This is a genomic window from Mycobacterium sp. ITM-2016-00316 (genome assembly GCF_002968335.2).
GTDB lineage: Bacteria > Actinomycetota > Actinomycetes > Mycobacteriales > Mycobacteriaceae > Mycobacterium.
On record NZ_CP134398.1, the window covers coordinates 3,805,888 to 3,826,645 of the forward strand.

Consider the following 20,758-nt stretch of genomic DNA (forward strand, 5'->3'; position numbering starts at 1 on the left):
GCCATGGGGCACATCATCATCGGCAGTGAGGCGCTGAATGACGGCATCCTCACCCGCCACGAGCTGCAGCATCACCATCGACCCGTCTTCCCGAACATCCATGCGCCGAAGAACCAGATCCTCACTCTGCAGGATCGCACCAATGCAGCGTGGCTGTGGACACGCCGCCACGGCGTGGTGACGGGTGTCGCCGCATCGGCACTACACGGTGCCGAATGGGTGGACACCGGCATTCCGATCGAGCTCATCTGGAATTGCACCAGGCCACCGCGTGGTCTGGTAGTCCGCAACGAACGGCTCGCCGAGGACGAGATGACATGCCTGTCGGGCATTCCCGCCACATCTGCGGCACGTACCGCCTTGGATCTGGGGCGGTTTCTGGCTCGGGGACCGGCGCTGGCGCGGCTCGACGCGCTGATGCGCGCGGTCGCCTTCGATCCCGTCGAAGTGCTGGCGCTCGCCGAGCGCTATCGCGGGGCGCGCGGGGTCGCCCGGCTCAAGGCGATTCTCCCGCTCGTCGACGGCGGAGCCGCTTCGCCCCAGGAGACCCGGCTACGGCTGATGTGCATCGACGCCGGCCTGCCCTGGCCGACGACGCAGATCGCCGTGGTCGACCAGTGGGGACGACACCTACGGACACTCGACCTGGGTTGGGAAGAGTTCAAAGTGGCACTCGAATACGACGGTGACCAGCATCAGACGAGTCGTCCGCAGTACGTCAAGGACCACTGGGTGTTGCCGCGGCTGAGGGAGCTGGGGTGGAACGTCATCCAAGTCATCAGGGAAGACCACGGCGCCGAAGTCGTCGACAGCGCCTACCGCGCGTTACGGGCCGGAGGATGGGACGGCCAGATGCACACCCGCATCGCCGAAACTGTAAGCGCGAAGGCAAAGTTCGAGTACCCGCCGTCTGGAATACAGTTTCGGCGAGAAGCGGGTTAGGACATGGCGTCGCGCAGGCTCTTGGGGCGCAGGTCGGACCAGTTCTCCTCGACGTAGGCCAGGCAATCCGCGCGGGTACTCTCCCCGAACACCACCCGCCAGCCGGCGGGCACCTCGGCGAACGTGGGCCACAGGCTGTGCTGCTCTTCGTCGTTCACCAGGACGAAGAAGGTGCCGCTCTCGTCATCGAACGGATTGTTGCTCATCGGTTCTCCTCGCAGACTTGTCGGCTGACGCCGTCATGGTGAAAAATTCAGAACCCAGCACCCGGTCGGACAACCGGCCAAGACAGCTCAGGTTCGGGAATCCGGGGCCCTGGGTCAGCCCGGCCAGACCGGGCAGGAACAGCTTCGGCTCGACATCCTTGACCGACAGGTCATAGCCGATCGACTCCTGGATGCTGTCGGCGCTGAGGGCCTTGCCCATCCCCAGTTCCAGGACATCGAGCGCGTCCTGACGCAGCAGCGGCACGAACCACATCGCGTTCGCGCCGGATCCGTCGATCACCAGATCGAAGCCGTGCACCGTCTCCAACCGCTCCCCGCCCCGCTCGGTCTGCAGGGTCAGCCGGATGCGCTCGTCGCGGGCCACTGCGTGCGCCACCCGGCCACGCAGATGCCGGATACGGTCATCGGCGAGTAGCGCTTCCTGCACCCGCACCGAGAACACACCGCGGTCGGTGCGGTTCATGGCATCGCGCTTCTCGGCCAGCGTCAGACCGGCCCAGTGGATGGGATCGGAGTAGAGGGCGTTCTCGAAGAATCCTTCCCCGCGGGTGAACAACGTCACCTGCGGCGAGATCACGGTGATGGTCGAAACCCGGTGCCGGAAAAGCTCATCGAGCATGGTGCCCGCGGTTTCGCCGCCGCCGATCACCGCGACCCGATCCGCGGCGATCAGCTCGTGCTGGGCCGCCCGGTGCCAGAACTGAGCGATGGAGAGCACCCGCGGGTTGCCCGGCAGAATGGACCGCTCGGCCTGTCCCGGCCCGGTGATCATTAGCGCGTCGGCGTGCACGGCTCCCTCCCGGGTGCCCAGTTCCCAACGCACCCCGTCATCGCCGTACTGCAGACCGATCTCGGAGACGTCACCGTGGCGGACAGTCATCCCGGTGTTGTCGGCCACCCACGTCAGGTATTGGCTCCATCGCCTGTGCGTCGGGGCCGGCCGCCCGCGGTCGATCCACTCGGCGAACTGCCCGGTCGAGATCAGGTAGGACTGCCAGCTGTGCCCCATCATCCGCTGGTCCAGTTCGGCATTGCGCCGCGGCACCAGCGCCGACTGGTACGGGAACCCGATGTCTTTCTCCGGCCCGGTGCCCAGCCGGTGCTGCCCGTCGGTCCAGCCGCCGGCGGGCTGCCAGTTGGCGGCCACCGCGGTGCGTTCGATCGCCACCACATCGGGGGCGGCCACGCCCATGGCACGCAGCTCGGCGGCCTTGGCCGCCACCGCGATCGCCTTCACGCCGGCACCGATGATGGCCAGCGTCGGGGCGGATGTCTTCGGGTCAATGGTCACTGAATCACCTCTCGTAGAGCGTCCTGCCACAGCGCCTGCAGGGTGGCGACGTCCTCGGCGGAAAGAATGTCGGGCAGCGTGCGCCACTGCGTCCCCAACACCGGCGAGCCGTCCTTGTCGACCATCGCCACGTTCAGCGTGATCTCATGGCGCACCGCCAGATTCGGTTCCGGTATCCGGGACACCTGGGTGAGCAGGTCCCGATCCAGCGTCAGCACCGAACCTCTCGGCGCCTGGCGCATCCGGCCCAGATAGTTCAGCAGGATCTGCGGCCCGCGGTAGGCACCGAGCCGTTCGGCGGTATCGCTGCGCAGGTGACGCAGCAGCGCGTAGTCGATACCGTCACCGGGAATCGCGGCGAGCTCGTCGGCGACCCCGCGCAGATCCTGGGATTCCAGGCGCACCGGGTAGATCGCGCTCAGCAAGCCGACGGTGTCGCCGGTATCGATGTGACGGGAATCGTCGACGAGTCCGGCCGAAACCACGCCATCGGCACGCCCGTAGGTCTCCAACGCCAGCAGCGGTGCGGGCGTGTCCTGTCCGCGCAGCCGGCGCCAGGCGGTCAGCGCCCGGGCCGTCGCCGCGGCCAGCACCTCGGGCACCGGGACCGGTGCGGCCAGCACCTGCGCGGTGACGGAGCGGCCGACGAAGGACATCGACACCACGACGTCACCGGCGCGGTCGGTGTCCGGCCGGACCCGCCGGGTGCCGATATCGGGGTCCGCACCGTCGAGTTGGCCCGCCCAGAAATCGCAGGTGTCGAGCTTGAGGGCGCGCTCGCCCAGCATCAGTGACCACTGCCGCAGCGAGGTGTGCTCCCGCACGGCGGCGGGCGTGCGGCCGGCGGTGACGGCGTGCCAACCGGTTTCGAGCTCACCAAGCACGATCTGCCAGGAGGCCGGGTCCATGGCGAGCACGTGTGCGGTGATGAGCAGTACCTCGGCGCCGCTGTCATGGTGCAGCCACGCCGCGTTGAACATCGCACCCCGGTCGGGGTCCAGCCGCTGCACCGCGGCGTCGGTGTGCTGTGCGACCGCTGCCGTCAGGTCACCCGACACCTCGACCTCGGTGAGGACGTCGACCACCGGGTGATCAATCAAAGCCATTGCCGCGCGGTCCAATCGGCTGCGCAGCGCCGCGTGGCCGTCGACCACACCGCGCAACACCGCGTCCAACTGCTCGCGGGTGGCGCCGCCGGGCAGCCGGATCGCCTCGGTGGATGCCAGCCGGCGCGGGTCCCCGTGGGCCAGCAGCCAATGCCCGGCGGGCAGCAGCGGGATCGGCCCGTTGTCCTCGATGTCGATCTGCTCGGCCTCGACATCGGTATCGATCGCGGTGGCCAGCTCCCGGATGTTGGCGCATTCCAGCATCAGCCGGGCCCGCAGGGACACGCCACGCCGGCGCACCGCCTGCACCACCGACAGCGCGACGATGCTGTCCAGGCCGAGGTCCAGGAAGTCGGCGTTGACGTCCACCACCGGGGTGTCCAGCAGCTCGCCGAGCACCTCGGCGAGCACGATCTCGGTGTCGGTGGCGGGGGCGGCGAATTCGTCGGGCCGACCGACCCCGCGGTCGGTGTCCAGGGCGGCCAGTGCGGCGTCGTCGACCTTGCCGTGTGAGGTCAGCGGGATGGCCTCGACGTCGATGATGTGGTGCGGCACCAGGTATCTGGGCAGGGTGGTCGTCAGCATGCGCCGCAGTTCGCTCACCGGCGCCGTGGTGACCACGTATGCGGTGAGCCGCGGTCCGCTGCGGTGGCGTCGCACCGCGACGTGCGCGTGCCGGACATCGGGGTGACGGTGCAGGGCGGCGGCCACCTCGGCGGGTTCGACCCGGAAGCCGCGGATCTTGACCTGATCATCGCTGCGGCCCAGGAACTGCAGGGCATTCCCAGCGAGGCGCCGGACGACGTCACCGGTGCGGTACATCCGGGCGCCGGGGGTGACGGGGTCGGCGACGAAGCGGCCCGCGGTCTCCCCCGCGCGCCCCAGATAGCCACGGGTGAGCTGCCCGCCGGTCAGATACAGCTCACCGGCCACCCCCGCAGGGACCGGACGCAGCCAGCTGTCCAGCACGTGCGCGGTCGTCGGGTCGGTCGGCAGGCCGATGCAGGGCTGCTCGTTGTCCGCGATCGCGGCGACGACGGCCTCCACGGTGGTTTCGGTGGGGCCGTAGCAGTTGTGGGCCCGCATCCCGGTGCGTTCACATTCGGCGCGGATACCCTGCCAGGCCGAGGTGTCGATGTTCTCCCCGCCGAGCGCCAGCACCGCCAGCGGCACATCGGTCAACAGCCCGGCGGCACGCAGCTGAGTGAACATCGACGGCGTCGTGTCGATCATGTCCAGGCCGACGCGACCGATGGTGGCGACCAGCGCCTCCGCATCGCGCTGCACGTCGTCGCCGATGATGTGCACCCGGTGACCGCCGAGCAGGGCCACCAGCGGCTGCCACGCCGCGTCGAAGGTGAACGACCAGGCGTGGGCGATGCTCAGCGTGCGGTTCAGTTCGGCCTGCGCCGGGCCGAGCACGTTGCGCAGGTGGTCGTCACCGTACGCGAGCAGCGCACTGTGGGTTCCGATGACACCCTTGGGTTTTCCGGTGGTCCCCGAGGTGAAGATGATGTAGGCGCCCTGCCCGGGCCGGACCTGCGCGGGCCGGTAGTCCGGCCCCGGGGCGCCGACGTCGGCCAGCAGTGCGTCGTCGATGACCAAGGCGGCGCCGGTCTGCCCGATGATCTCGCGGATACGTTCCGACGGCATCCCCGGATCCAGCGGGACGATCAGGCCGCCGGCCTTCAGCACAGCCAGCATGGCCACCACGTAGTCGGGTCCGCGGCGCAACAGGATCGGCACCGGGGTTTCGGCGCGCACTCCCCTGCGCTGCAGCTCCGCGGCCAACCGGTCGGCGGCGGTGTCGAATTCGCGGTAGCTCAGCTCGCAGCGACCTCCGGAACTCGATGAGGTGGCGGGATCCCAGCTCAGTGCGATCTCGTCTGGGCGTTCAGCCGCGACCGCGGCGACCGCGGTGTGGAAACCCCCCGCGGCGCCCGCGGTTTCGGTGCGTTCGGAGGTGGCGACCTCGCCGTCGAGGGTGACGTTCACCTCCCGCATCGGGCGTCCCCATGATCGCAGCAGGCGCGCCACGACGGCCAACACCCGCTGCCCCAGGGTCTCGGGATCCAGCAGTCCCAGCGCGCCATCCAGGGTTTCGACGAGCACGGTGAGTCGGCCGTGCGTCGGATGGGCAGCGATGGTGACCGGGAAATGCGACAGGCTTTCCAGCGCGGCGGGCCGGATCACCGCCGATCCCAGGTCGAACTCACCGCTGCCGACGAGCCCGCCGGGTGGGAAGTTCTCGTACACCAGCAGGGTGTCGTACAGCTCGCCGACACCGCCGGCGGACCGCAGCTCGGTATGGCTGAGGTAGCCGTGGTCGCGCAATTCGGCGGCTTCGCGCTGCAGCGCCAGGCACTGCTGCCCGACCCGCTCGCTCGGATCCAGCCGGATCCGCAAGGGCACCGTGTTGATGAACAGTCCGACCATGGCTTCCACCCCGGACAGTTCGTCGGGCCGGCCGGACACCGTCACCCCGAACACCACGTCGGAGCGGTCGGTGAACGCGGACAGTATTGTCGCCCAAGCCATCTGGAACAGGGTGCTGACGGTGACACCCCGGCTCCTGGCGGCTTCGAGCAGCGCTGAGGTGGCCTCTTGGTCCAGATCGATCTCGGTGCGGGTGGGCAGCCCGGCCACGGCTTCGCCGCCCAGGGCCGGGGACAGCAGCGTCGGGCCGTCCAGATCGGCGAGGTGGTCGCGCCAGCGCTGCCGGCTGATCTCGGGATCCCGGGCGGTCAGCCACCCGATGTAGTCCCGGTAGGGCCTCGGCGCCGGCGGAATCGCGGCGATATCCCCACCGGCGCGGTACAGGCCGATGAGCTCGCTGACGAACACCGGCAACGACCAGCCGTCGATCACGATGTGATGCGCGACGACCACCAGCCGCCACTGCTGCTCGGGCATCTGCACCAGCAGGAACCGGATGGACGGCCCCGCACCGAGATCGAAGGGCCGACTGCGCGCCTCGGCCTCCAGGGCGGCGGCCTCGCCGGCATCCGCGACGATGTGCTGCCAAGGCAACTCGAAGGTCGCCGGGACGATCGCGACCGGCCTGCTCAGATTTCCTTGGAAGAAGCTGACCCGGACGTTGGGGTGGCGCTCCAGCATCGCCTCGGCGCAGGATTTCAGCAGGCCGGCATCCAGGTCGCCTTCGACATCGGCAGCCATCGCGATGAAATACGGGTCGGCACCGGCCTCGTTGTCGGTCAGACCGGCCAGCGAGTACAGCCCCTGCTGCAGGGGGCTGAGTGCCATCACATCGGCGATGGCGGGTGTTGGCGAGCTCATGTTCGGTCGGTGCCCCACCCCGCGGTCAGGGCGGCCAGTTCGTCGTCGGACAGCCCCGACGCCGCCATCGGCTCGTGCCGGGTGTCGGCCACCTGCGCCTGCCCGGCCTTGGCGTCGATCGCCGCGGCGAGTTCGGCGAGTTCGGGGTGCTCGAACACCATCCGGGCGGTCAGCGGGACACCGGCATCGCGCGCCCGGGCGGCCAACTGCACGGCCAGGATGCTGTCGCCGCCAAGGGTGAAGAAGTCGTCGTGGCGCCCGAATTCCTGCACCGACAGCAGGTCGACCAGCATGGCGGCCAGCGCCCTTTCGGTCTCGGTGCGGGCCGGTTCGCTCGGCGCGGTGGACACCACCACCGGACGCGGCAACATCGCATCGTCCAGCGAGTTCAGCACGGTGATCGGCAGTGCCGCATGCTCTTCGGGTAGCGCTGCGCGCAGCGCCGCGACGAACGTGTCCGCATCGGCCACCGGTTCGGTGGCCACCACGTAGCCGCCCAGCGCCGGCCCGGTGCGGGTTTCCCAGTACCGCGTCATCGCCGCCGCGACGCCCGGGGCCGCCTCGAGTGCGGCCTGCACCCGATGCTCGCCGCGTTCCAGATACTCCAGGGTGCCCTCGGAGTCCCACCGGGCACGGTCGCCGGTGCGATACAGCCGGGCGCTCGGCCCGAACGGATTCTCCGGATACCGGAAAGCCGCTGCGGGCCCCGCGGTTCCGTAGGAGGCGTCGATGGCGCCACCGGCGTAGTACACATCGCCGGTGACGCCGGCGGCGACCGGAGCCAGCCACTCGTCGAGCACGTACACGCGGTCGGCGCCCACGGTCTGGGGCAGACCCTCCAGCGGCGTGGCCGAACGGCTCCACTCGGCGACGATCCCGTCGTCCCCGTCGGCGATGGTGATATCGCGCAGGGTGCGGTCGGGGTCGTCGGCGAACGCGCGCACGACCCGCTCCAGCCAGGAGATCAGCCGTCGCGCGGTCTCCTGCCGGTACAGCTCGGTGCGGTAGATCACGGTGCCCGCATAGCCCGCCGGCGTACCGTCGGGTGCCGTCTCGGCGAAGAAGTTCAGCGACAGATCGGCATGCGCCACATCGAATGTCGGTTCCAGCGCGGTGAATCGGGTCTCCCCGTCCGCCGAGGTGTCGATGACCTGATCCGACGGCAACTCCTCACGGACGTGCACCACGACGCCGAACAGCGGATTGCGCGACAGCGATCGCACCGGGCTGACGGCATCGACGACGCGGTCGAAGGGCAGGTCCTGATGCGCGTAGGCACCCAATGCCATCTCCCGGGCCCGGCTCAGCACCTCACGCACGGTCGGGTTGCCGTCCAGCTTGTTGCGCAGCACCACGATGTTGATGAAGAACCCGATGAGACCGTCGAGTTCGGGTTCGGTGCGGCCGGCGACCGGGGTGCCCAGTGGGATGTCGGTGCCCTCGCCCGCCTTGTGCAGGGCCACGGCGACGGCGGCCTGCAGCAGCATGAATTCGGTGATGCCGAGTTCGCGGCTCAGTTCGGTCAGTGTCGCGCGGGTATCGGTATCGATGGTGAACGGCAGCGCGTCACCGTCGCCGCCGGGGACGGGCCGGCGCGGGAAGTCCGGGCGCAGCCCGTTCTCCTCCGGCAGACCCGACAGCTGCTCCACCCAGTAGTCACGCTGGGCGGCGATGCTCTCGGTCCGGCCACCGAGCAGTTCGGCCTGCCAGGCCGCGTAGTCGGCGTACTGCACCGGCAGCGGTGCGAAATCCGGTGTCTGACCCGCACTTCGGGCCCGGTAGGCGGTCAGGATATCGGTGAACAGCACCCCGGCCGACCAGTGGTCGGCGGCGATGTGATGCACCACCAGTGACAGCACATGCTCAGTGCCGGTGGACAGCACCGCAGCCCGGATCGGCCACTCGTTCTCCAGGTCGAAGCAGTAGCGCCGCTCGGCGGTCAGTTCAGCCTGCAGCCACTGCTCGCCGTCGCCCCGGGCCCGGCGCACCGGCACCGCCGCCCCCGGGTTGATGATCTGGAACGGCGACCCGTCGATCTCGCGGTAGGTGGTGCGCAGGATCTCGTGCCGGTTCACCACATCGGTGATGGCGGCGACGAAGGCCTCCGGATTGTTCGGTCCGCTCAGGCGGGCCGCGAACGGGATGTTGTTGACCGGGTTGGGGCCGTCGATGCGGAACTGGAACCACTGCCGCAACTGGGCCGCCGACATCTGCAGCGGTCCCTCGTGCGGGACGGCCACCATGGCCGGACGGTCGGAGCGGCCACCGGCGGCGGCGATGGCATCGATGTGCGCGGCGATACCGCTGACGGTGCCGATCTCGAAGATCTCCTGCACCCCGATGTCGACGCGGCAGCGCGAGCGCACCGCGGCCACCAGTTTGGTGGCCAGCAGCGAGTGGCCCCCGAGTTCGAAGAAGGAGTCGTCGGCGCCCACCGTGTCGCGGCCGAGCAGCTCGGCGAACAGCGCGGCGACCTGGCGCTCGGTGTCGGTGGCGGGCTCGCGGTACGCGGTGGCGACCACGATCTCCGGCTCCGGCAACGCTTTGCGGTCGATCTTGCCGTGCGCGGTGATCGGGATCTCGTCGATGGCCACATAGGCCGCCGGGATCATGTACTCCGGCAGGGCCGCGGCGACGCGGGCCCGGATCCGGTCGATCTCGACGATACCGGCCTCACCGGCCGGGGTGACATAGGCGACCAGGCTCTTGCCCAGTCCGGGGACGTCGCTGGCCACCACCACGGCCTGTCCCACCGACGGATCCACCGAGATGGCGGCGGCGATCTCACCGAGTTCGATCCGGAATCCGCGGATCTTGACCTGCTCATCGGCGCGCCCGACGAACTCGATGTCCCCGTCGGCGTTGCGGCGGGCCAGGTCACCGGAGCGGTACATCCGCCCGCCCGGGTTGAACGGGTCGGCGATGAAACGTTCGGCGGTCAGCGCGGGGCGGTGATGGTATCCGTGCGCGACATGTGTTCCGCCGATGTAGATCTCGCCGATCACCCCGACCGGCACCGGCTGCAGGTAGTCATCCAGCAGGTGCATGGTGGTGTTGATCTTCGGGGTACCGATCGGCACGATGCGCGAACCCTGCTTGCCTTCGACCTTGAAACGGCTGCAGTTGAGCACGGTCTCGGTGGGGCCGTAGAAGTTGTGCAGCAGCGAGTCGAACATGGCGTGGAACTTGTCGGCCACCTCGCCGGGCAGCGCCTCGCCGCCGATCGGGACACGCTGCAGGGTGCGCCATTCGTTGACCCCCGGCAGCGACAGGAACAGGCCCAGCAGCGACGGGACGAAATGCATCGAGGTGACACCCTCGTTGCGCAGCAGGTCGGTGAGGTAGCTGATATCGGTCAGTCCGTCGGGCTTGGGGATCACCAGGCGGGCGCCGGCGGCGAGCATGCCGAAGATCTCACCGATCGAGACGTCGAAGCCCTGCGAGGCCACCTGCAGCAACCGGTCCTGATCGGAGACCTGATATTCCGGTCCGAACCAGGCGAAGTACTCGGCGATCGGGCGGTGCGGCACCGGCACACCCTTGGGCAGTCCGGTGGAACCGGAGGTGTAGATCAGGTAGGCGGTGTTCTCCGGCAGCAGCGGGCGTACCCGGTCGGTGTCGGTGGGATCGGCGCAGGCATAGCCGTCCAGGTCGGTGTCCAGTTCGCGGAGGACGACCTTGGGGTCGGAGTCGGACAGGATGTAGCTCAGCCGGTCCTGCGGATAGGTCGGGTCGACCGGCAGGTACACCGCGCCGGCCTTGACGATCCCGAGCGCGGTGATGACCAGTTCCGGCGACTTCTCCATCAGTACCGCGACACGGTCCTCGGTGCCGATTCCCTGGGCAATGAGCTTGTGCGCCAAACGGTTCGCGGTCTCATTGATCTCGCGGTAGCTGTAGTGGCGGCCCTCGTACACCACGGCGGTGACATCGGGGGTCTTGGCAGCCTGCTCCTGCACCAGCGCGGTCAGCGTGGTGGCGGGGGCGTCGAACCGCTCTCCGTGCGACATCGCGCGCAACCATTCGGCGTCCTTGGCCGAGAGAATATCCAGCCGTGCCAGCGGGCGCTCCGGGTCGGTCAGTGCGCTGTCCAGCAGCACCGCAAATGACGTGAGCATGCGTTCGGCCAGGTCGGCGTCGATGATCTCGGTGAGGTGCTCGGCCTCGACAACGGCGTTGGTGCCATCGAACTCGACCATGAAGCCCAACGGCAGCTGGGTGACGTGTCCGCGTAGTTCGCCGCGGGCGCACCGCACGCCCTCGGGTCGGAAACCGCCGCCGTCGGGTTCGCGGAAGCCGAAACTGACCCGGGTCATCCGCTCGGCGCCGTGGCGACGGTCCGGGTTCAGTTCGCGCACCACCCGATCCAGGTTGATGCGCTGGTGGGCGAAGGCGCCCAGCGCGGTGTCGCGGGTGGCCAGCACCAGGTCGCGGAAACCCATCGTGGGCTGCGGGCGCAGCCGCATGGCCACGGTGTTGCCGTAGTAGCCGATGGCATCGTCGGTGCCGCGGTTCAGCACCGGGCTGGCGACCAGGAAGTCATCGGTGTGGGTGTAGCGGTTGATCAGGGCGCCGAAGGCGGCGAGCAGGACCATGTACGGGGTGGCGCCGGTGTCGCGGGCCAGCGCGGACACCTTGGTGACGGTTTCCGGTGCCAGCGCCAAAGAGGTGCGCTGGGAACGGAATCCGGTCGGGATGGCCGAACCGGTGGGGCCCGGAAGTTCCAGGGGCTCGGGCGGATCAGTCATCACCGCGCGCCAGTGCGCCAGATCCTCCTCGCCGGTGTCGGCGGCCGGCGCGGGCGGGCGCGGGGTCGGCCCGAGGTCGGCGCCGCCGTAGGCGGTGGTCAGATCCCCGAAGAACACCCTCCAGCTGCCGTCATCCCAGGCGATGTGGTGGGCGACCAGCAGCATCATGTGCTCGTCGGCGCCCAGACGCACCACGGTGATCCGCAGCGGCGAGTCGGCGGAAAGGTCGAAGCTCCGGCCGAACTCGCGCTGGGCCAACACCTCCAGGCGCAGCCCGCGGGCCCGCTCGGACATCCCCGAAAGATCATGGAAGGCCCACGCCGGGCTCAGGTCCTCGTGCAGGACGGCCTGGGGTTCACCGTTCTCGTCGGCGGAATAGGTGGTGCGCAGCAACGGGTGCCTGCGTGCCACGGCGTTCAGCGCGGCGTGCAGGCGGTCGGCATCCAGGGCGCCGGTCAGCCGGTAGGACAGGCTGATGTTCAGCAGCACACCGGTGGGGTCGAAGGCCTGGACGAACCACATCCGGCGCTGGCCGTCGGACAGTGCCTTGTCATCGATCTCGTCGGCCGTGCTCGAGGACAGGCCCCGCTCGGCGAGCTTGCGGCGCATCAACTCCAGGCGGGATGAGTCAACGGATGCGGCTACGGTGTCAGTCACTTCAGGCGCGCCTTCTTGTCGGGTTCTTCCAGGTGCTCAAGGACCTCGGCGACAGTGGCGCCGCCGAGAATGGTCGCCAGCGGGACATTGACCCCGGCCGCCTTCTTGAGCTTCTTGCGTAGGTCGAGCGCCAACAGCGAGTCGACGCCCAGATCGAGCAGTGACGCGGACGGCTCCAGCGCGGTGCCCGCGGGCAGGTTGAGCACCGACCCGAGCGCGACCCGCAGCACGCCGGCCGCATCCAGTCCGTCCAACGACGGTTCCGGCTGCCCCGGTGCCGGTTCGGCCTGTGCTTCCCCCAGGAACACCCGCAGTCGCGTCGGGTCGGCGGAGAACACCAGCGGGTCGGCGGCGAAGTCCCGCAGGCAGGTCTCGACGGCCCGCTCCGGGGTCATGGCGTGCAGGCCCGACCGTTCGACGCGGGCGATCTCGTCGGCGTCGATGATGCCGGCGCCCGGCCACAGCCCCCAGCGCACCGAGGTGCAGTGGCTGCCGACGGCCCGCAACCGGCCGGCCAGCACATCGAGCAGCCGGTTGGCCGCCGAGTAGGCGGTGTGCCCGCTGCCGCCCCACAGACCGGACACCGAGGAGCACGCCACGATGCGGGCATCCGCGCGCAGCGGCCAGCACGCGGTGAATGCGGCCAGCCCGCCGACCTTGGCCGACACGGCCTCGGCGAACACCGGGCCGGTGAGGTCGCGGTGGCCGACCATGGTGGCCGCACCCGCCGCGTGGATGACCAGCGATGCGCCGCCGCCCCCGAATTCGGCCGCGGTGGCGGCCAGGGCTGCCGGGTCGGTGATATCGCAGGGCGGTGCCAGCACCTCGGCACCGGCCACCCGCCGCCGGTCCGCACCGCTGCGGCCGAGCAGCACGATGCGTCGCGCTCCGTGCGCGGCAAGGTAATGGACGAAGTGGGTGCCGACGGCGCCGGAGCCGCCGGTGATCACCACCTCGTCGAGCACTCCGGGTGCACCCCAGCCCGGCTGCGGCAGCCGCTCCTCGACGGTGCCGCGCCCGAACAGTGCCGGACCGGAATCGCTATGGCGCAGCGCCACTTCGGTGGCCGTACCGGCCAGCGCGACGGCCGCGAGGGTGGCCGCCGCATCATCGAGATCCCAGGCCGGCAGGTCAAGATGGCCGAAGGATTGATCGGGCAGCTCCAGCCCGATGCTGCGGTGCATGGCCGCCAGTGCGGCCTGGGCCGGCAGCGGGCCCGGTTCGCCGGTGCGCACCTGTTCACCGCCGACGGTGACGAGCCAGACGTCGCGGCAGCGCGGCCCGATGGCGTCGGTGTAGCCCAGCAGCCCGGCGTCGATGAGGGCGGCCAGGGCATGGCCGGCGGCCACCGCGTCCAGCTGTTCGAGTACCGGGGCCAGCACGATGAGCAGGTCGGCCTCGACCGGTTCGGTGATCTCGAGGTGCGATCCCAGGGTGGCGGCGAGCCTGCCGTCCGCGCCGAGGTCCACGATCGCGGCGCGGCGCGGTCCGGGCGCGGCGGGTGCGCGGCGTTCCCACCGTTCGGTCAGCACCGTGAGGCCGGGCACCGGCGGCAGCGGTTCGGCTGCGGCCCAGTGATGCTGGGCGCGCATCGGCGCGAACGGGAAGTCGCGCAACAGCGGTGCGGACTGCCCGCCCCAGCCGAATTCCGCGTCGGCCAGCGCCACCGCGGCCAGGTTGGCGGAAAGCCGCTCGACCAGGGGCTCGTCACGACGGCCTGACCCGACCATCAACGGCGGGTCGGGCACATCGTCGAGCACGTCGGCCATGGCGTACAGCAACGCCGGATGTGCCGAGAGTTCCACGAATGTCTGGGCACCTGCGCTGACGGCGGCCCGCACGGCCTCATCGAAACGCACCGTGCTGCGCAGGTTGGTGTACCAGTAGTCGGCGAAATCGGTGCCGGCCGGCACCACCTGCGCGGTCGCCGAACCGATGAACTGGACCGGCGCCGCGACGAATTCGCCTGCGGGGAGCATGGATTCGAGCTCCGCGCGCTTGGTGTCCAGTTTCGTGGTGTGGGCGGGAAACCACATCTCGATCTCTTTGGCGAACCGGCCGCTCTCGCTGACCCGGCGCACCACCGCGGCGATGGCCGCGGTGTCACCGGAGACCGCCACCGACGATGTCGAGTTCACCACCGACAGTTCCAGCCAGCCCGGCGTCTGTGCGATCGCGTCCCGCGCCTGCTGCGGGTCGATCCCGAGCACGGCGACCCGGTACGGGCCGGTGAGCGCGTCCAGCACGGTGGCGCGCGCGGCGACCACACCGACGGCCTCGGACAGCGTCATGGCACCGGCGATATGGGCGGCACCGATCTCGCCGAGGCTGTGCCCGACGGTGATGTCCGGGCTCACCCCGCAGGACTGCCACACCCGGGCCAGCGCGACGCCGTGCACGAATTGTGCACCCTGAATCTGCACCTGGGAGAAGTCGTTGGTCTGCGCGCCGGGATCGGCGAGCAGATAGGACAACGGTGAGGCGTGCCCGGCATCGGCGAATGCCGTTGCGCAGCGGTCGGCCTCGACGCGGTAGACGCTCAGCCGCTCGTAGGCCTCGGCCCCCATGGACGGCCACTGGCTGCCCTGCCCGGGGAAGACGAACGCGACGCGCGATTCCCCTGCCTGCCCGGACCGGGTGACAAGCGGATGGTCCGCACCGGCCTGCAGCGCACGCAGGGCGTCGGTGAGTTCGGCGATGTCGGCGGCCCGGATCAGCGCCCGGAACTTGCGCGCCCGCCGGGTCGTGGCCAGGGTCGCGGCCACCCGGGCCACGTCGGCAGCGGTGCGCAGTGCCGGTCTCCGGTGCAGGTGATCCAGGATGGCGCCGGCGTCTTGGCCGATCAGTTCTTCGGCGTGCGCGCTGAGCACGACCGGGATGCGCCCGTCGGGCAGCGTGGTGATGGTCATCATGCGGCCTGCCCAGCGGTGTCCGGGATCGCCACCACGGCATGGGTGTTGGTGCCACTCATCCCGAACGCCGACACCGCGGCGATGCGCTCGCCATTGACCGCGGGCCATTCGGTGAGCTCGGTGGCCGGCCGCAGACCCTGTGCTTCCCAGTCGATTTCGCGGCTGGCGGTATCGATGTGCAGGCTGGCCGGCACCGCCCCGTGCTGGGCGGCCAGGATCACCTTGGCCAGCCCGAGCGCACCGGCGGCGGCCTGGGCATGTCCCACATTGGATTTGACCGAGCCGAGCAGCGCACCCGCGCCGGGTGCGGTGGCACCGTAGGTCTGGGCCAGCGCCCGCAATTCGGTGCGGTCACCGAGCCGGGTGGCGGTGCCGTGGCCCTCGATCATGCCGACGTCCTCGGGCCGAACCCCGGCGCGCTCGATGGCGCGGGTGAACAGCCGCTGCTGGGCCTCGCCGCTGGGTGCGGTCAGCCCGATGGTGCGGCCGTCGGAGTTGACACCGGTGGCGCGCACCTCGGCCAGTATCTGCCTGCCGTCACGGATAGCCGCCGAACGCCGCGCCAGCACGAACAGGCCGGCCCCTTCGGCCCACACGGTGCCGCTGGCGGCGGCGCTGTAGGGCCGGCAGTGACCGTCATCGGAAAGGGCGTGTTGCTTGGAGAATTCGACGAAGTAGCCGGGAGTGCCCATCACGCACACCCCGCCGGTCAGCGCCATGTCGCAGTCCCCAGCCCGCACCGCGCTCGCCGCGGTGTGCAGCGCGGCCAGCGCCGAGGAACACGAGGTGTCCACGGTGAGCGCGGGTCCGGCCAGGTCCAGCGTGTAGGCGATGCGACCGGAGATCACGCCCAGCGAGGTGCCGGTGATCAGATGGCCGCTGTGATTCGAGTACTCGGAGAGCCGCGGCCCGTACTCCAGCGCCGAAGCCCCGATGTAGCACCCCACGTCGTGGCCGGCGACATCGTCGGGGTTGATTCCGCTGTTCTCCAGGGCGCGCCAGGCCAGGCGCAGCGCCACCCGCTGCTGCGGGTCCATCGCCACCGCCTCCCGCGGCGAGATACCGAAGAATGCCGGGTCGAAACTGGCTGCGTCGGAGAGGAATCCGCCCAGGTCGTGGATCCGCTTGAAGCCGTCGCGGCGCGACCCCTCCAGTAGCTCGGACACCGACCAGCCGCGGTCGGTCGGGAATGGGCCGAGGGCCTCCCGGCGCCCGGACAGCAGGTCCCAGAAGGAATCGGCGGAGTCGACACCACCGGGTGCCTCCACCGCCATGCCGATGATCACCACGGGATCGTGATCGTAGACGCGGCTTTCAGAGGACATTGACCAGCTCCGCCACATCCGCGGTGTGGTCGTTGACGTAGAAGTGACCACCGTCGAACATCGAGACCGTGAACGCCCCGCCGGTGTGGGCTTCCCAGCGGCGCAACATGTTCTCGCTCACCCGGTGATCGGTCCGGCCGCCCAGGGTGTGGATATCGGCCGCGATGCGGACATCGTCGTCGCAGGCGTATCGGTTGAAGGCGGCGTAGTCCGCGCGCACCGCCATCAGCAGCAGTTCCACGAAGTCGTCATCGGCCAGCAGCTGCGGGTCGGTGCCGCCCAGATCGACCATCTCGGCGATGATCTCGGCTTCGGCCATCGGCAGCGACGGCGCCGCGGCAACCGTCGACGGGGCCTCACTGGCCGACACCCACAGCGAGCTGATCTCGATGCCCTTGCTCTCGGCGACGCGGGCGAACTCGAAGGCCACCACCGCGCCCATGCAGTGCCCGAACAGCCGCAGCGGCCCGAGCGCGGCCCAGTCACCGCCCTCGAACAGGTCCTCGGCCAGTTCGCCGACGGTATCCGGGGCGGGGTGGGTCAGCCGGTCCCCACGCTGCGGGTACTGCATGACGTAGGTGTCGGCGCCCGCCGCGGCCAGCGCGGTGCCCAGCGAGCGGTAGGCCAGCGCCGCGCCCCCGGCATGCGGAAATACAAGGGCCGAGACATTCCGCCGGTCGCTGCGCTCCTGCCCGCCGGACCCATTTCCGGATCCCGGGTACTGCTTGATCCACGGTTTGAACGAGTTCACGATCGGCCCGCGGTATCCAGCTCGGCCACCACGTCGGCGTCGTCCATGGCGGCGACCTCCAGGTACAGCTCGGCCACCAGCTCGAGGCGCTGCGCGTCGGATTCCCGCTCGATCAGGCGCTGCGCCATCGCGGCCACCGTCCGGGTCGCGAAGACATCGGGCACCATGATCGTCGGCGTGTCAAGCCAGTCGCGCACGTGCGCCACCACCTGGGTGGCCATCACCGAATCGCCGCCGAGCCCGAAGAAGTCGTCGTCGACGCCGATGGAGTCGCGGCCCAGCAGGTCGGACATGATCCGCGCGATGGCCGTTTCCAGGGCGGTGGACGGGGCGCGGTAGCCGCGCTCGGCGGGCAGTTCGGCCTCGGCCAGACGCAGCGCCACCGCCTTGCGGTCGATCTTGCCGCCGACGGTGAACGGAATCCGGTCCGTGGTCACGATGACCTGCGGAATCATATGGGGCGGAACCAGGTCGGCCATCGCGTCCAGCACCGCGTCGGCGCCGACGTCGGCGGTATCGATGCGCACCAGCGCGCCGAGCACATCGCGGCCGCCCTCGACGGGGACCACGGCGGCGACCGCCGCGCCGACGCCGGGCACCCGGCCCAGCGCGGCTTCCACCTCGCCGAGTTCGATGCGGTACCCGCTGAGTTTGACGCGGTGATCGGTGCGGCCGATGAACTCCAGGGTGCCGTCGGGCCAGTAGCGGGCCAGGTCTCCGGTGCGGTACCAGATGCGCCCGTCGTGCTCGACGAACTTCTCCGCGGTCAGGTCCGGGCGACCACGGTAGCCGCGGGCGATACCGCGCCCGGTGAACCACAGTTCGCCGGGCACCCAGTCCGGGCAGTCCTCACCGCTGGGGCTGACCACCCGGCAGGCGTTGTTGGGAAACGGCACACCGTAGGGCACCGAGGGCTTCGCGGGAATCTGGTCGGCGGGCCCGATCTCGAAGATGGTGCCGTGGATGGCGGTCTCGGTGGCCCCGCCCAGCCCGGCGAACCGCATCCGCGGCGCCCGCGCGCGCAGCGCCCTGACCATGTCGGGTCGCACCCAGTCGCCGCCGGTGAGCACCACCCGCAGCGATTCCAGGGAGCCGGGCACCTCGGTGAGCATCTGCAACCATCCGGGCAGGAAGTTGACCACCGACACCTGGTGCGCCTCGATGAGCCGCGCCCAGGCGTCCGGATCGCGCCGCTGGTCCTCGTCGACCATGACGATGGCGCCGCCGGCACCCAGGATGCCGAACACATCGGGTACCGACATGTCCGATTCCAGATGCGACAGCGCCAGCTCGCGATCTTCGGGTCCGACCTCGAAGTGCCGGTAGAGGAATTCCAGGGTGTTCATCACCGCATCGTGGGTCAGCTCCACACCCTTGGGTTCACCGGTGGAACCGGAGGTGAACAGCACATAGGCCAGATCGCTCGGTGCGACGGTGACGGCATCGAACGTCGTTGCGTCCGTGTCGATATCGGCGATGCGCCGGGCGGGGACATCCGCGTCCGCGAGGACGTCGGGAATGTCGTCACCGCAGACGAGTGCGAATGCCACTCCCCCGGTGGCCAACATGCGCCGGGCGCGGTCGGCAGGCTGATCGACGCCGATCGGCAGGTAGGCGGCACCGGCGGTCAGGATGCCCAGCAGAGCGGGTACCTGTTGGGCGCCTTTGGGTCCCATGACGGCGACGATGTCGCCGGGGCCGATACCGGCGGCCTGCAGCGTGCCGGCGACGGCCAGCACCCGGTCGGCGAGTTCGCCGTAGCGCAGTGTCCCCGAACGCGCGATCAGCGCGGTGGCCTCCGGGGTGGCGGCGGCGTGCCGGAAGAAGCCGTCGACGAGAGTGTCGCCGGTCGGTGGTGCGGTGCTCGCATTGACCGCGTCCCGGACCGCGCGCGAGGCCTCGGCCAGCGCCGGCGGATCCGGTTCGTCCCAGGCCGCGCCATCGGCGGCCAGTCGGGCGAGTTCGGCGACCTCGTAGGCGAACATCGCCTCGGGCACGCCGGGCGGGAAGGCCTCCACCCGCACGTCCCAGTTGATCATCAGCCCGTTGGCCAACGGGGTGGCCTGGGCGTCGATGAGCACCTGTGGGCCCTGCGAGATGGTCCACACCGGTTCACCGAACTGATCGGTCACGTCACCGGCGAACAGATCGCCCAGGCCCAGCGCGCTGGTGTAGACGATGGTCGCCAGCGTCTGGGTGCCGCGGTGCCTGCTCATATCGCGCAGGACGCTCAGCCCGGACACCGACGAATGCCGGGCGGTGGCGTGCAGGGTCTCCTGCACCGCCCGCGCTCTCGCCGCGGCGGAGCCGGTCTCGGCCAGGTCGATGTCCAGCATCAGCGACGAGGTGAAACAGCCCACCAGCTTGTCGACGTCGGGGTGGTAGGGCTCGCGCCCGAACATGGGCAGGTTGAGCAGGAAACGTGAATCGGTCGACCAGCGGGCCAGCGCATGGGAGTAGGCGGCGGCGATGGCCATCGCCGGGGTCAGACCACGCCGGTGCGCCGCGGCGAACAGCGCATCGCGGGTCGGGACGTCGAAGATGTGCCACAACCTGATGCTGCGCAACGGGTTACGCTGTTCATCGCGCGGAACCAGCGGCAGTGCAGGCGGTTCCGGTAGATCGGGGATCCGCTCGGCCCACCACTGCAGGTCTTCGGGCGAGGGCGGCGGCGTCGACGCGGTCAGCCGGGCCCGGTACTCGCGGTAGGTGTACCCGAGGTCGGGCAGTTCGGCGCCGCGGTAGAACGCGGCCAGGTCGGCCATGAAGTTGCGGTAGCTGACCGCGTCGGCGGCCTGCATGTCCATATCCACGTGCAGACGGGTCCGTCCATCCGCCAGCAGGGACAGCGAGATTTGCAGAACCTCGTTGTCCAGCAACTGATGTGACTTGTCGTCGCGGATCCTCGTCAGCTGTTCGTCGGCGTCCGGCGCGTCGCGCAGGTCGTAGACGGTGACCGGCAGCCCCCTGTCGCTGATCCGCTGGGTGCCGTCGGGCAGGATCTCCTGGCGCAGCATCGGATGGCGCGCAACCAGTTTGGACGCCGCCTGCTGCAACTGCCCGGGATCCACCCCGGCACCGTCGAATTCGACGTAGAGATGTGCGGCGACTCCGCCGAGCTCTTGCTCACCGTGTCGGCCCACCCACATCGCGTGCGCAATGGGGGCCAGCGAAAACGGCGCGTCGGCATCCCCGGCGGCGACCTCGGCGACGGGTACCGCACCGGCGGGGGCGTGTTCGGCGACCAGGTCCTGCCAGGCGGCAACGGTGGGGTTGGCCGCGAGCGCGGCGAATCCGACCTCGATGCCCTGCTTACGCCAGCGCCCGGACAGCGACATCATCCGGATGGAGTCGAGTCCGGAGGCGATGAGATCAGCATTCGGGTCCAGCGATTCCGGGGCGACCCCGAGAAGTTCTGCCACCTCGGACCGCACCGATTCTGATGTCGTCGCAACGACGGACACGCTTTTCCTCCGAAGATTTAGTACAGGCTGCCCTAACT

General features: G+C 69.8%; 9 protein-coding genes. 1 reads left to right on the forward strand and 8 read right to left on the reverse strand.

The genetic code is table 11. The annotated features are described in order from the left end of the window. The first annotated feature begins 3 nt into the window (after window positions 1-3). A complete protein-coding gene (locus C6A86_RS18355; protein ID WP_233213179.1) occupies window positions 4-942 on the forward strand; it encodes a hypothetical protein in 939 nt (312 codons plus the stop codon). Here the strand turns inward: C6A86_RS18355 and C6A86_RS18360 are convergent. The 8 genes from C6A86_RS18360 to C6A86_RS18395 are packed head-to-tail and all read right to left on the reverse strand — an operon-like array spanning window position 939 to window position 20,720. Further along, entirely contained in the window at window positions 939-1,148 is a 210-nt protein-coding gene (locus C6A86_RS18360) for an MbtH family protein (RefSeq protein ID WP_105365411.1), read from the reverse strand. The two genes, C6A86_RS18355 and C6A86_RS18360, sit on opposite strands and share 4 nt — an antisense overlap. Next, window positions 1,126-2,460 (reverse strand): NADPH-dependent L-lysine N(6)-monooxygenase MbtG, encoded by a 1,335-nt coding sequence (mbtG, locus tag C6A86_RS18365; RefSeq protein WP_304466033.1) that lies wholly within the window; start codon window positions 2,458-2,460, stop codon window positions 1,126-1,128. The genes C6A86_RS18360 and mbtG overlap by 23 nt, the downstream gene beginning before the upstream one ends. Continuing rightward, complete coding sequence (locus tag C6A86_RS18370) at window positions 2,457-6,863, reverse strand: non-ribosomal peptide synthetase (RefSeq protein ID WP_105365412.1); 4,407 nt, start codon at window positions 6,861-6,863, stop codon at window positions 2,457-2,459. Before C6A86_RS18370 ends, mbtG begins: the two co-directional genes overlap by 4 nt. Next, window positions 6,860-12,268: a non-ribosomal peptide synthetase gene (locus tag C6A86_RS18375; protein WP_233213180.1), complete on the reverse strand. Its 5,409-nt coding sequence runs from the start codon at window positions 12,266-12,268 to the stop codon at window positions 6,860-6,862. The genes C6A86_RS18370 and C6A86_RS18375 overlap by 4 nt, the downstream gene beginning before the upstream one ends. Beyond that, window positions 12,265-15,177 (reverse strand): mycobactin polyketide synthase MbtD, encoded by a 2,913-nt coding sequence (mbtD, locus tag C6A86_RS18380; RefSeq protein WP_396835355.1) that lies wholly within the window; start codon window positions 15,175-15,177, stop codon window positions 12,265-12,267. Before mbtD ends, C6A86_RS18375 begins: the two co-directional genes overlap by 4 nt. Then, entirely contained in the window at window positions 15,177-16,505 is a 1,329-nt protein-coding gene (locus C6A86_RS18385; RefSeq protein ID WP_105365415.1) for a polyketide synthase, read from the reverse strand. Before C6A86_RS18385 ends, mbtD begins: the two co-directional genes overlap by 1 nt. Beyond that, complete coding sequence (locus tag C6A86_RS18390) at window positions 16,495-17,256, reverse strand: thioesterase II family protein (protein ID WP_233213181.1); 762 nt, start codon at window positions 17,254-17,256, stop codon at window positions 16,495-16,497. The genes C6A86_RS18385 and C6A86_RS18390 overlap by 11 nt, the downstream gene beginning before the upstream one ends. Next, entirely contained in the window at window positions 17,253-20,720 is a 3,468-nt protein-coding gene (locus tag C6A86_RS18395; RefSeq protein ID WP_105365416.1) for a non-ribosomal peptide synthetase, read from the reverse strand. The genes C6A86_RS18390 and C6A86_RS18395 overlap by 4 nt, the downstream gene beginning before the upstream one ends. Window positions 20,721-20,758 lie beyond the last annotated feature (38 nt).